At 66.9% G+C, this 12,021-nt stretch carries 10 protein-coding genes; 4 read left to right on the forward strand and 6 right to left on the reverse strand.

What is annotated here, in order from left to right:
• Positions 1-72: 72 nt before the first annotated feature.
• Positions 73-342, forward strand: a complete 270-nt coding sequence (locus tag ACZ6Q9_RS32760) for a hypothetical protein (protein ID WP_396831159.1) — start codon at positions 73-75, stop codon at positions 340-342.
• Positions 343-454: 112 nt separating this feature from the next.
• Here the strand turns inward: ACZ6Q9_RS32760 and ACZ6Q9_RS32765 are convergent, their stop codons facing one another.
• Together ACZ6Q9_RS32765 and dnaE are read right to left on the reverse strand one after the other, a co-directional pair.
• Positions 455-775 (reverse strand): DUF6300 family protein, encoded by a 321-nt coding sequence (locus tag ACZ6Q9_RS32765; RefSeq protein WP_396831161.1) that lies wholly within the window; start codon positions 773-775, stop codon positions 455-457.
• Positions 772-4,317 (reverse strand): DNA polymerase III subunit alpha, encoded by a 3,546-nt coding sequence (gene dnaE, locus ACZ6Q9_RS32770; protein ID WP_396831173.1) that lies wholly within the window; start codon positions 4,315-4,317, stop codon positions 772-774. The genes ACZ6Q9_RS32765 and dnaE overlap by 4 nt, the downstream gene beginning before the upstream one ends.
• A gap of 105 nt (positions 4,318-4,422) precedes the next feature.
• On the opposite strand from dnaE, the gene ACZ6Q9_RS32775 reads away from it, so the two are divergent.
• Positions 4,423-5,394 (forward strand): LysR family transcriptional regulator, encoded by a 972-nt coding sequence (locus ACZ6Q9_RS32775; RefSeq protein ID WP_396831162.1) that lies wholly within the window; start codon positions 4,423-4,425, stop codon positions 5,392-5,394.
• A gap of 212 nt (positions 5,395-5,606) precedes the next feature.
• Positions 5,607-6,095 carry a S1 RNA-binding domain-containing protein gene (locus ACZ6Q9_RS32780; RefSeq protein WP_396831164.1) on the forward strand — a complete coding sequence of 163 codons (489 nt, stop codon included), beginning with the start codon at positions 5,607-5,609 and terminating at the stop codon, positions 6,093-6,095.
• Between the two features lie 250 nt (positions 6,096-6,345).
• On the opposite strand, the gene ACZ6Q9_RS32785 is transcribed toward ACZ6Q9_RS32780, so the two are convergent.
• Positions 6,346-6,924, reverse strand: coding sequence for a DinB family protein (locus ACZ6Q9_RS32785; protein WP_396831166.1), 579 nt, complete (start codon positions 6,922-6,924; stop codon positions 6,346-6,348).
• 749 nt (positions 6,925-7,673) lie between these two features.
• Here ACZ6Q9_RS32785 and ACZ6Q9_RS32790 point away from each other — a divergent pair.
• Complete coding sequence (locus ACZ6Q9_RS32790; RefSeq protein ID WP_396831167.1) at positions 7,674-8,243, forward strand: hypothetical protein; 570 nt, start codon at positions 7,674-7,676, stop codon at positions 8,241-8,243.
• 242 nt (positions 8,244-8,485) lie between these two features.
• Here ACZ6Q9_RS32790 and ACZ6Q9_RS32795 read toward each other — a convergent pair whose 3' ends face one another.
• The 3 genes from ACZ6Q9_RS32795 to ACZ6Q9_RS32805 form a co-directional block, all read right to left on the reverse strand.
• Positions 8,486-9,427, reverse strand: a complete 942-nt coding sequence (locus tag ACZ6Q9_RS32795; RefSeq protein WP_396831168.1) for a hypothetical protein — start codon at positions 9,425-9,427, stop codon at positions 8,486-8,488.
• Between the two features lie 262 nt (positions 9,428-9,689).
• Entirely contained in the window at positions 9,690-10,724 is a 1,035-nt protein-coding gene (locus ACZ6Q9_RS32800; RefSeq protein WP_396831169.1) for a tyrosine-type recombinase/integrase, read from the reverse strand.
• A complete protein-coding gene (locus tag ACZ6Q9_RS32805) occupies positions 10,714-11,235 on the reverse strand; it encodes a hypothetical protein (protein ID WP_393458306.1) in 522 nt (173 codons plus the stop codon). Before ACZ6Q9_RS32805 ends, ACZ6Q9_RS32800 begins: the two co-directional genes overlap by 11 nt.
• Positions 11,236-12,021: the final 786 nt, after the last annotated feature.

Below are 12,021 nucleotides of genomic sequence, written 5' to 3' on the forward strand. Positions count from 1 at the left end.
AGGCTCGCCTGGGCGGTGTCGACCCGGTGCAGGGGTTGTGGACGCGCCACGGAGCTGGATGGTTGGGGCGAGATGCCCGCCATCGAGAGGTCTGCGCTTATCGCCCGCGTCGGCCTGGTCCGGCTGCAGGCAGACCCCGATGCCAGCCGCCTGATCAGAGTGCGACTCCTCCGTGTGTTCCGCAAGCAGGGTGCCACGATCGACGAGGCGACCAGTGCATTCGCAGCGCTGATCGGCAGCGGGCTTCTCGGCACGCCTGCTGAGATGGCACTGCTCTCCAATCGGCTTACTGCAGCAGGCGCGACCCTTTGGCTGGCACCAGAGCGAGCCGCCACTGAGTAGTTCGGTACCAGCATTCGGAGCGCCCATCGCGGCATGAGAGTGCACTCCACGGCTAGCCAGTTGTCGGGATCGCCCGGGTCACGGATCCAGAAGGCGCTACCGAGGCGATTGGTCACAGCTCGCCGCGGTACCAGGCGTCGGCTTCGGCTTTGAGTGCATTCTCGTCCGGTATTGCCGGTCGGGCCTGACCGATCCAGTGGAGCAGATCCCGCGCGAGCTGAGCCACGTCTTCCGGCTGCGCGGTTCTCTGAACGGTGAAGTGTGTGACTATCGGTCCGGTGAGGGGATCGTCCGCATCGCAGCGTGCGCAGAGGACGAACTTGCTGACGACCGGGACCTGGTTTCCGGATGTGTTCGTCCAGGTGTGGGGGAGGTGTAGGACGGCGAGGATGTTATCGGTGCCACATCGGTGGCACGGCCAGTCGTGGGTCATGGACGACCGATCACGTCCGCGCTGAGCAGCGCCTTGATGTCACCGTAGAAGGCTGGCCCTGGAGTGACCTGGAAGCGCTTGAGGTTCAACAGCATGCTTTTGGCGCTGTGTCGGTGCAGGCGTAGGTGCACGGGGGTCCGGCCGGGATGGGCGGCCAGGATGTGTTTGAGTTCTCGGATGAGCTGCTGGTTCACTCGGGTTGCGTGGATAGAGATGACCAGGGGCGGTTCGGTGTCCGCCTGGGAGACGTTGAGGAGGGTGACCTCTTCGCCGTAGATGCTCGTCGTTTCGTCGCGTATGTTGATCCGGCCTCGGACGGAGATGACGCGGTCCTGGGCTAGTGCGTCGCCGTACTGTGTGTAGGTCTTGGGGAAGATCAGGCACTCCACGGCCGCGTCGTGGTCTTCGAGGGTGATGATCGCCCACGGGTTGCCCTGCTTGGTGACCTTGCGTTGCAGGCCGGAGATGATGCCGCTGACCCGGGTCGCCCGGTCCGGCCGCCCGGTGCTGAGCAGGTCGGCGATGGTGGTGTCGCGGTTGGCGTCCAGTACGTGTTCGGCGCCGTCGAGCGGGTGGCTGGAGACGTACAGGCCGAGCATCTCGCGTTCGAAGGCGAGGAGAGCGGCCTTGTCCCACTCTCCCTGCGGGATCGCGATCGAGAAGGCGCCGCTGTGGCCCGGCTCGCCGAACAGCGAGTCTTGGCCGTGGGCCTCGTTGCGCTTGACCTCGATGATCGCGTCGACGGCCTGCTCGTGCACGGCGACCAGGGCTTTGCGGTGGTGCCCCAGGCCGTCGAACGCGCCGGCCTTGGCCAGTGATTCGATGACGCGCTTGTTGCAGGCGATGGCGGGGACCTTGGCGAGGAAGTCGTTGAAATCCGTGTAGGGGCCTTCGGTCTCTCGGGTGGTGACGATGGCGTCCACGACGCCGGCTCCGACGTTGCGTATGGCGCCGAGGCCGAAGCGGATGTCGGAGCCCACGGCGGTGAAGTCCAGCTGGCTGGCGTTGACGTCGGGCGGCAGCACGTTGATAGCCAGCCGTCGGCAGTCCGACAGGTAGACGGCCATCTTGTCCTTGTCGTCGCGGACCGAGGTGAGTAGCGCGGCGAGGTACTCCTGGGGGTGGTTGGCCTTGAGGTACGCGGTCCAGTAGGAGACCAGGCCGTACCCCGCGGTGTGCGATTTGTTGAACCCGTAGCCGCTGAACGGGACCAGCACGTCCCAGACCGCCTTGATCGCCTCGTCGGAATAGCCGCGTGTGCGCATCCCGGCCGAGAAGCGGTCCCATTCGGCGTCCAGGACCTCCTTCTTCTTCTTGCCCATTGCGCGACGTAGCAGGTCGGCGGCGCCCAGGGAGTACCCGGCGAGCTGCTGCGCGATGGCCATGACCTGCTCCTGGAAGACAACCAGGTGGTAGGTGTCACCGAGGATGGGCTCGAGCACCTCCTTGAGTTCCGGGTGGATCGGTTCGACCGACTGCTTGCCGGTCTTGCGCAGGGCGTAGTTGGTGTGGGCGTTCATCTCCATCGGGCCGGGCCGGTACAGCGCGTTCACCGCGGCGATGTCCGTGAACGTGGTGGGCTGCATGAGCTTCAGCAGGACCCGCATACCGCCGCTGTCCAACTGGAAGACCCCGAGCGTGTCACCGCGCGCCAGCAGCTCGTAGGTCTTGGCGTCGTCCAGCGGAGCGTCGAGGATGTCGAGGTCGATGCCCTTGTTGGCGCGGATGTTAACGATCGCGTCGCCGATGACGGTGAGGTTCCGCAGGCCGAGGAAGTCCATCTTCAACAGGCCCATGTCTTCGGCATGGGTGAAGGGGAAGCCGGTGATGACCGGGCCGTCGGCCTTCGGTTTGACCAGCGGGATCACGTCGATCAGGGGCTGGCTCGAGAGGATCACGCCGGCGGCGTGGATGCCAGTGCCCCGCGTGAGGCCCTCCAGGCCAACCGCGGTGTCGATCACCCGTTTGACGTCCGGGTCCTGCTCGTACATCTGGCGCAGCTCGGCCGCCTCGCCGTGGCGGGGATGCCCGGTGTCGTGGATGGCGGCCAGCGGGATCTCCTTGCCGCCATCCGCCGCGGGAAAGGCCTTGGTGATGCGGTCCCCCAAGGCGTACGGCAGACCTAGCACCCGGGACGCGTCCTTGACGGCGGCCTTCGCCTTGATGGTATTGAAGGTCACGATCTGGCAGACCCGGTCCTCGCCGTACTTGCGGGTGACGTAGCCGATCATCTCGTCGCGCCGCCGGTCGTCGAAGTCGAGATCGACGTCGGGCATGGTGACGCGCTCGGGGTTGAGGAAGCGTTCGAAGATCAGCTTGTGTTCGATCGGGTCGAGCTGAGTGATTCCGGTGCAGTAGGCGACGATCGACCCGGTGGCCGAGCCGCGGCCGGGACCCAGGCCGATGCCGTGCTCCCGGGCATACCGGCAGATGTCGGCGACCACCAGGAAGTAGCCGGGAAAGCCCATGGCGTCGATAACCGAGAGCTCGTAGTCGATGCGGTCCAGCACCTCCCGCGGCGGGTGCTCGCCGTAACGCCAGCACGCCCCCTGCAGGGTCTCCTTGCGCAGCCAGCTGGACTCGCTCTCGCCCTCGGGGACGGGAAAGCGAGGGGTCAGGTCCCGGCTGGCGAACACCTCTCCGTAGTCGCCGATTCGCTCGGCGATCAGCAGCGTGTTGTCGCAGGCACCGGGTACCTCGTCGTCCCACAGCGCGCGCATCTCTTCGGCGGACTTGAGGTAGTAGCCACTGCCGCTGAACCGGAAACGGTCGGCGTCTGCGAGCCGTTTGCCGGTGCCGACGCACAGCAGCGCGTCGTGCGCCTGGGCCTGGCTTTCAATGACGTAGTGCGAGTCGTTGGTGGCCAGCGGTGGCAGGTCGAGTTGCTGGCCGAGCTTGAGCAGCTCTTCGCGTACCCGGCGTTCGATGGGGAGGCCGTGGTCCATCAACTCCAGGAAGTAGTTGTCCTTGCCGAAGATGTCGCGGTACCGCGCGGCGGCCTTGACGGCCTGGTCGTACTGGCCGAGGCGCAGCCTGGTCTGCACCTCACCGGACGGGCAGCCGGTGGTGGCGATGATGCCCCGGCCGTGCTCGGCGAGCAGGTCGTGGTCCATGCGCGGGTACTTCTGGACGTGGCCTTCCAACCAGGCCCGGGATTGGAGGCGGAACAGGTTGCGCAAGCCCTGGGCGTCGGCCGCCCACATCGTCATGTGCGTGTACAGACCTCGCCCGGAGACGTCGCCGCCCTCGCCGGTCTCTTCGTTGGACCGGCGCAATGCGAGGTTGTCGCTGTAGTACACGGGCTGCCGATGATGCCGCGAGGTGGGCGCGACGTATGCCTCGATGCCGATGATCGGTTTGATCCCCGCCTTGCGGGCCGTCTGATAGAACTCGTACGCCCCGTGCACGTTGCCATGGTCACTCATCGCCACGGCCGGCATCCCCCGCCGGGACACCTCCTCCATCAGCAGACCCACCTTGGCGGCCCCGTCGAGCATGCTGTATTCCGTGTGGACATGGAGATGCACGAAGGACCCCACCAGCGACCACACCTCCTGGTTGTAGGATTCGCTGCGCCCGAGTATTCGACCGGAGAGCAGGCGCGATTGTCCAACAGCCAACACACCGACAACTCACAACCTGTGGTTGTGGACAAGGTTGCCGCGGATCTTGATGTCGGCGCGGTCCGCGCCTTCGTCGCGGTCACCGAAAGCCGGTACTTCAGCGAGGCCGCCGCCGGGCTGAGCATCAGCCAGCAGGCCGTCTCCAAGCGCATCGCCATGCTGGAGAAGGACCTCGGCGTGGCGCTGTTCAACCGCACTGCTCGAGGCGCCCAGCTCACCGTCGACGGGCAGGCGTTCCTTCCGCACGCCCGCGAGCTTCTCCGAGTAGAAGCACGTGCCGTTGCCTCTGTGCGTCCCGGACGCCGCGCGCTGCGCGTCGACGTGCTCAATCCGCGGATCGGACCCGCAGCGCTCCTGCGCGCCTTCCACCAGGCGCACCCTGACACCGAGCTCGATGTCGTGACTCTCGTGGACTCCGACGTCGACGCAGCTATCGCCGCCATCAGATCCGGAGCAATCGACGCCTCATTCCGGGCTGTCACCGCACCCGAACAGCAACTCCGGGAAGGCGTCACGGCAGCGCGAGTCTTGGACGATCCCCACCAACTGCTTACCGGACCGACCCACCAACTCGCCGCCGCCCGCGCGGTCACGCCCGCCGGCCTCGCCGGACACCGAATCTGGATACCCGGCATCGTCCCCGGAACCGAGTGGGCTGCCTACTACGACGATCTCGCTGCCACGTTCGGGCTCACCATCGAGCGAGTCGGCCCCAACTTCGGCACCGACCACCTCTTGGACGTGCTGGCGGACTCCTCGACCCTGGCCAGCCTCGTCGGTGAGCAGACCCGCCTGCTCTGGCCAGCCCACTACGACCTACGGCGCATCCCAGTCCGCGAACCGACACCTGTCTACCCGCACTCGCTGATCTGGCACCGCAACAATCCACACCCTGGACTTGCCGCACTCCGCAACTACATCCGCTCCATACAGCGCCAGCACGATGACGCAGGGACTTGGGTACCGAAATGGGCAATGCCGCATGCCTCGCCGTGAGAACTACGGCCGCATCAACCAGCCCAGACACGCAAGGCCGGTGCGACAGCGAAGAACGCCAGCGCGACATCGAATATCGCCTTGGCAACCCAAAGCTGATAGGGGCGGCAACGCCGCGGCGACGGCCACCACTTGGACCGGGCCGCACCGCGGCAGAAGCGTGCACCTGGTCAAGAGCCGCAAGTCGCTACCTCGGCTCTACAGTTTCTGCCATGTCTGGAGGTCAGCCGAAGCGCGGCACGGTGGTGCGTGGAATCATCTCAGAGATCCACAACTTCGGCGTCTTCGTGCGTCTCGAAGGGGACCCGGCCGGCTCGCCCGGCACTGGGTTCATTCGGATTCCGGAGCTGACCTGGGAGTACTTCTGCGACCCTGCCGACGTGGTGCACGCTGGCCAGCAGGTCTCCGCCGAGGTGCTCGACTTCGACGCCACCCGTGGACAGGTGCAGCTTTCGCTGAAGGCGTTGCAGGAGGATCCACTGGTCCAGTTCGCGGACCGGGTCGGTGAGGTGTTGTCCGGGCCGGTCGTCAAGGTGGTGCCGTTCGGTGTCTTCGTCCGCGTCGCGCCGGGCATCGCGGGACTGCTCCACGAGTCAGTTCTGACCCGGGAGCCAGCGATGGGAGAGATGATCACCGTCACGATCGCCGAGGTGGACCGGCCGCGGCGCCGAGTGCGGCTGGAGCTCGCGCCGGCGCGTTGATCGGTCGCCCATTACGAGCCGCCCGAATCAACGCCGTCGACAACGGCTTCAACGTCCACGAAACCCACGCCACGCGCGGATCTCGGCACGAGCGGGTGGCGCAGCCCGCCTGGCGACCGTACGTAGCGCCCGCTCGGCGGCAAATCCGTGCATGTGACCTTGGCTTCGGACTGCGACGGCCGCTGGCCGAATGCAAACGGTTTCTCGGACGAATTGGACGGCATCCGCGGGTTACGCGAAGACCGCGTCCTCAGCCGAACTCGCGCGCGGTGGATTCCAACCTCTCGCGGTAGGCGGCCCACCACGCCTCGTCTCCCTCGACCACGTTGTCGCCGGGCCGCCGCCAGCCGACCTGGCCGTCGACCAGTTCGCGCACGATGTCGGCGTGCCCAGCGTGCCGGTTCAGCTCGGCGAGCACGTGCACGAGGATGAGGTGCAGCGTCACCGGCGTGTCTTGCCACCACCGCACCGAGCCGGGCGCGTCGATCGGGAGCGCCTCGATCGTGGCGTCCGCGTGTGCCCAGACTCGGTGCCACAGGCCGATGATGTCGTCCCGGGACTCGTCGGCTGCGGCCCACATGTCCGTGTTCGGCTCGGCGTCCTCGTCCAGGCCCGCGACCGGCTCGGGAAAGGGGCGGTCGAACACCTCGCCGAAATACCCGGCGGTCACCGAGGCCACGTGCTTGACCAGCCCGAGCAGGTTCGTACCGGTCGGCACGAGCGGGCGCCGTACGTCGTACTCCGACAGCCCGTCGAGCTTCCCGAGCAGCGCCTCGCGCGCCTCCCGCAGGTACCGATAGAGATTCGCCTTGGCGTCGAGGTCTGTCATGCCGCCCAGGATCTCACCGCTGCGCCCGCCGCGATGCCCTGTACGCCCGCGTTCCGAACCGCGGCCCTGTGGCGGTCACGCGATCGCGGTTCCTGATTGCGCCATGTCCATGTGTCGATGTCCGCCGTGGGTGGTGCGCGAGTCGCGGCAGATTCGGACGTCGGCCTGGCGCGGCGCGACCGCGGGTAGAGATCAGCGGGCGATTGGAAATGACGCGCGGAGACAGCACGCGTCACACGTCACCACCAGAGCCATTGAGCGCCGTGTCGGTGCTGCTGAGTGGTCGGGATGGTGTCGACGATCCCGTTACCGCGATGTTCCTTCGAGGCGTTACGGCATGCGGCTCTCGCCGCCTGACGTTCCCTGCTGGTCCAAACGGCGTTGATGAACCAGCGCGGCGGGCTCCCACCGCCGACCAGCGACCGTAGGCCGGTTCGCGGGTGATGCGGACCGTCTTTGTCCGTACGAGACATGGTTTGCCCCTCTCGGGGCCGCGGACGCGGCCACCTAACGAGGGTGGAACGCCGCGCTGATCCTTGTCCTTAAGCCGACGACCATGACCGCAGGATAGGTCATTGCACCCACAGCCTCAGGCAGAGGTGCGATGAGATGGTGCGCACGACCAGCGGCAGATCCGTGCATCGCGAGCAGCTCAAACGCAGTCTGGGGCAACCCAGGAAGCGGATACCGTCCATTATCATCTTCTCGCCGCTGACGGCTGGGGCACGGCACTTCCACCGGGAGGGAACATGGCGACGGACGTCTGGGGCGTTCTGGTCGAGGCGCAGCGGCTCCGGTGGTCGTTCACGCCTTTTGAGCGCGTCGGCCCGTTGGAGTTCGGCATGACACACGACCAAGTTCAGGCCGCGGTGCATGGCACCCTCAGCGTTGCCGTCTCGGAGGGCATCTCGGGCAGTGAAGGGTGGGCGGAATTCTGGCTTGAGCGACGCACGGACGCGAGGTTCTCCGGGCCGGCCGTTACTGCATATTACGACGAGTCGATCGGCCTGGCGGGCATCGCGGTTAATGCGCTGCGTGGTCCACAGGTGACCCTGGAGGGGATGCGACTGGTGGGGCAGACGCCCTCACGCCTGGAGGATGAGTTCACTGACTACCTCGTGGCCCACAGCAGGGAATTGGGATACTCGCAGTGCGCCGATCCGTGCTCGCCACAACTCGGGTTGGTGCTGCGGGCGCAGCGAGCTGGCGACGTTGTGCTGAGCCGCCCAGTGATGGTGACAAAGGCATGGGCTGATCGCTGCTGGGACACCAGTGAAGGCCGCATTCCGACACGGGAGTGGAAAACCTTTGAGTGGTGACCCCACGCCCGGCTGCTCGCTGGTGGGCGTCTTCGTCAGCCAACTTGACCACCGTCGCTGCTGTCAGCGCGTCGGGAGCACCAAGATCGGGTAGCGCTTCTCGGCAGCCCCGGACACTGCTCGACAGCCTCCGACGTCATCTTGCGTAACGCGCGGATTACGGCAGGTCCGGATATGGAGCGTCCGACTCGTGGGAACCGGCGTTGCTCCACAGCCGAAACGTTCGCAAGACGGCATTGCGTCTACCGATGCGACCAGTCAAGCAGCCGCTGGATGGTGTCACGCACCGACCGGTCGTCCTCCACGCGTAGATGGTCGCCGAGGGTACGCCGTAGCTCGGGGCTTAGCCGTATGCCCTGCCGGGTGTTGGTGGTCATGAGGCTCGCCGCGAGGCATCGAACGTCGGGTACGGGATCTGCCAGCGCTGCGGGCAGGAGATCCCGGCCCTGCTCACCCTGCGCCTGCAGAGCATGCAAGATCGTTTTCCGTACTCTCGGGTGTGGTTCCGTCGACAGCGCCTGCGCCAAGACGTCGAGAAGCGATGCGCTTGGCCCGGGATAGGTGATGAACGTGTACGCGGCAGCGTTGCGTCGCGTTGCGAATGCGCTGTTGATAAGCGTGTCCACGAGTTCTGGCTCGTCGCCGGCCATCTGGTGTGAGAACCAGGTCAGGTCACGATGTCCGGCCAGGGTGAAGTCCAGCCAACGCTCGTACCAGGCCAGGAAGTCCGCATCGGTGTGGAAGTGAGGCACGACGTCGCTGCCAGCGATGACCTCGACCAGACGGCCGCGGCCGGACCCGGTGACGACAAGCAGGGTGTATTGGGTGCATCCTCCCCAGACAACCGCGATCGTACCGGGGTAAGGAAGCGTCGGCCCACCCTCACCGCCAGACCAGGCCGAGACGTACGAGTCCGGCGCGAAGGGGAATGGCTCGGCGAGCTTTCCGTGGACTTCCATGCGCGGTGGTATCCATCTGTCCATGGACAGCAGCCCGTAGGTCGGGCCGTATCCGCCGTGGCCGATGCGGGTGACGAACTGTCTAAATTCCTCGGGCAGTCGGATACCGTGTAGGTCCTCGAAGCCCGAGACCTGCTGCTCGGTGAGTATGGGGTTGAGAACGGCCTTTTCGGTCGAGGGCAAGGCTGCAAGTTTGGCCTGAATCCGGGCGATCCTGTCGTCCATCAGTGCTTCTTCACGCATCAGGGAGACTCGGGGCACAAGCATAGTCCGTGTGCTGGCTGCACCGACTGGCATCTTCCAGCCGGGAGTCATTGGCCAGCGAGGGCTTCGGTCGCACGATCAGATGCACGGTTCTCGGCAGATCCGAATGCGGAGTGGTTCGCCGAAGTGGCGCGCGCCTGTTACGCAGTGTTACCGATCGGGAGCTGTGGGCGCAGGACCCGGGGGTAACGGCCCCATGCACTGACTGCGGCACGACCCTCGCCTACCCATCGGGTGTAGGCGTGAAGGCGGCGAGCGGGTGGGGCTGGCCGGTCATGGCGGCGAGGGCGGTGGCGACGGCGTGGAGGTCCGCCTTGATGTAGGTGGTGGTGGCGGGTCCGCGGCGGTCGGTGTGGCCGGCGTAGGCGCGCGCGATGCCGTAGCCGAAGTGGCGTTCCACCCAGGTGAGGGTGGTGTGGCGTAGCCAGTGGGTGGAGATGCCCTGCGCGGCGACCCATGGCAGGCGGTCTCCGATGCGTTTCCAGAGGTGGTCGTAGCGGCGGCTGCTGATCGCTTGCCCGTTGCGGTAGCGCAGCAGCCGGTCGGTGGGCAGGACCGCGCCCCGAGCCTGGGCGTGCTCGAGGAGGCGTTCGGTGAGGGTCGGGGTGATGGGTTGCCAGCGCAGGGTGCCGCCCTTCTCCGTGAGGCGGACCAGGCAGTGGCGGGTATCGAGGTCGACCAGGCGGAGAGCGAGGGCGCCGCCGCGTCGGCAGGCGGTTTCGGTGTGCAGCCGCAGCAGCAGTGCGTCGAGGATGACGTCGTTGCCGCTGTTCCGCGCCGCATGGTTGATGTCCTGCAGTTCCCCGGGCGTGAGGGCACGGCGGGGGTTGGGCAGCCGACGTGGCTTGGCCACCCGGTGGGCGGGGCTGTCCGCGGCGGTGAGGTAGCCGTCGGCGATGGCCCGGCGGTAGACAGCGCGGGCGGCTGCGATCACATGCTCGCCAGCGTGGCGGCCTTGGCGGCCGGTCCGCCGGGAGCGGGCGCTGGCGGTGACCTGCCGCATGAGGGCTTCGATGTCGCTGGCGCTCACCTCGTCCAGCCGCAGATGACCGAGCACGGCGGCCATCCGGTCCCAGTAGGTGCCGTAGGTGCGCCGCGTGCCCGGGCTGGCCGCGGCCGCGACGCGAGGCACGTACTCGGCGACTGTCGGCATCGTGCGGCCGGAAGTTTCGGGGTGGGCGGTGAGGTCGGCGGGGGTGAGGCCGAGATGGGCCAGCATCTGCCGGGCGGTGACGATGCGTGACGGATCAGCCGGCATCAGAGCGGCCTCCGAGGACGGCGGCGTGCAGGTCCGCGAGGAGCCGCGTGATGGTGTTCGAGGGGTGCACGACGAGCAGATCCCGCGCCGGGACCGCCGCCAGCAGCACCACCTGGTGCAAGGTGATGCCGCACATCTGCCGGGCCGCGACAGGCAGCGGGAGTGCCCCGCGGGCTCCCACGGCGTGCATCCCGTCGGCCATGGTGGTGATGAGCAGCAGGCCGTCGGTGACGTCGACATGGAGGCGGTGACCGGACGGCCAGCCCAGCGCCCGCAGCAACGCCCGGGCGGCCACCCGGCCGTCGGCGTCCGGGCGGGCCACGTCGAAGACGATGCCGTCGGCCGGTTCGCGCCCAGGTGGAACGGCTGCGGGTAGCTCCGCCATCGGGGCCAGCGGCGGTGCCGGGCGAGGACGCGGGGTGGGGATGACCGCGCCGATCAGATGCTCGTCGAGGTGCTGGCGGGGCGGTTGCCGGGCGGCCGTCATGGTGACCGCCGCAGCCGTTCGCACGGCCTCAGCGCGTGGTGCCGAGAGCCCTGACCTTCGATGGGTGCACGAGTGCTACGGGGTGCCTTCATCGGGAGCCACCGGGGTGGTGAGCTCCCGTGATCCCGCACGAAGACTGGTGTCCGAGGGGGGAATGAACCCCCACGCGTAGCACCCACGCACAAAATGGGTGCTCATGCAACTAAGGATAGCTCAATACAGAGCGTAACCACTACAGGCGCAAGCCGGCCACGGGCACCCATTGCCGCAATCAACGCAATAGAGTTCATCCGCCTCTCTAACGCCAAGAATAATTGGCAATTTGGTCAGGAGAATGAGGATTCCGGCGGGCAAACCTGTGCGAGGTGCACCTCTCGACGCAAGGCTATGCGGTGAAGCGCCACCAACCGATCCACGGAGGGGATGCGCTCTGGTGTTGTTGTCGTCCAACCCGGAATCTTCACCTGCCGTGCCGCGCTGCGGCGCGATGCGAAGCCACTCCCCCACCGCGCCGTCTGGGGCGAGTGTCGGCGTACGGGTCACCGTGCACAGCCAGGTACAGCTGAACGCGCACAGCGTCGTGCAGGTGGCGGAGGCACGTCCGAGCCTTCAACCGCCCGCGAGCCGGCCAGCGGATTCAGCGAGACCCACAGGAACGGGCGGCCTGACGTTTCCGTTACCAGCGACCGGCATCGACCATATGGCGCATCCGTTTCTAAGGGACGTCTCGTAACTGGGTCTCGCGTCCATCGTGGATCATGGTGGGGTGCAGGTGATCTCGGCAGGCCGCCCGGAGTGGATCTTCCCGTT

Source organism: Micromonospora sp. NPDC049139, from assembly GCF_055586845.1.

Coding starts and splice junctions, on each gene's coding strand:
- ACZ6Q9_RS32760 (WP_396831159.1), top strand. CDS start 73: ATGCCCGCCATCGAGAGGTCTGCGCTTATCGCCCGCGTCGGCCTGGTC.
- ACZ6Q9_RS32765 (WP_396831161.1), bottom strand. CDS start 775: ATGACCCACGACTGGCCGTGCCACCGATGTGGCACCGATAACATCCTC.
- ACZ6Q9_RS32780 (WP_396831164.1), top strand. CDS start 5,607: ATGTCTGGAGGTCAGCCGAAGCGCGGCACGGTGGTGCGTGGAATCATC.
- ACZ6Q9_RS32785 (WP_396831166.1), bottom strand. CDS start 6,924: ATGACAGACCTCGACGCCAAGGCGAATCTCTATCGGTACCTGCGGGAG.
- ACZ6Q9_RS32790 (WP_396831167.1), top strand. CDS start 7,674: ATGGCGACGGACGTCTGGGGCGTTCTGGTCGAGGCGCAGCGGCTCCGG.
- ACZ6Q9_RS32795 (WP_396831168.1), bottom strand. CDS start 9,427: ATGGACGACAGGATCGCCCGGATTCAGGCCAAACTTGCAGCCTTGCCC.
- ACZ6Q9_RS32800 (WP_396831169.1), bottom strand. CDS start 10,724: ATGCCGGCTGATCCGTCACGCATCGTCACCGCCCGGCAGATGCTGGCC.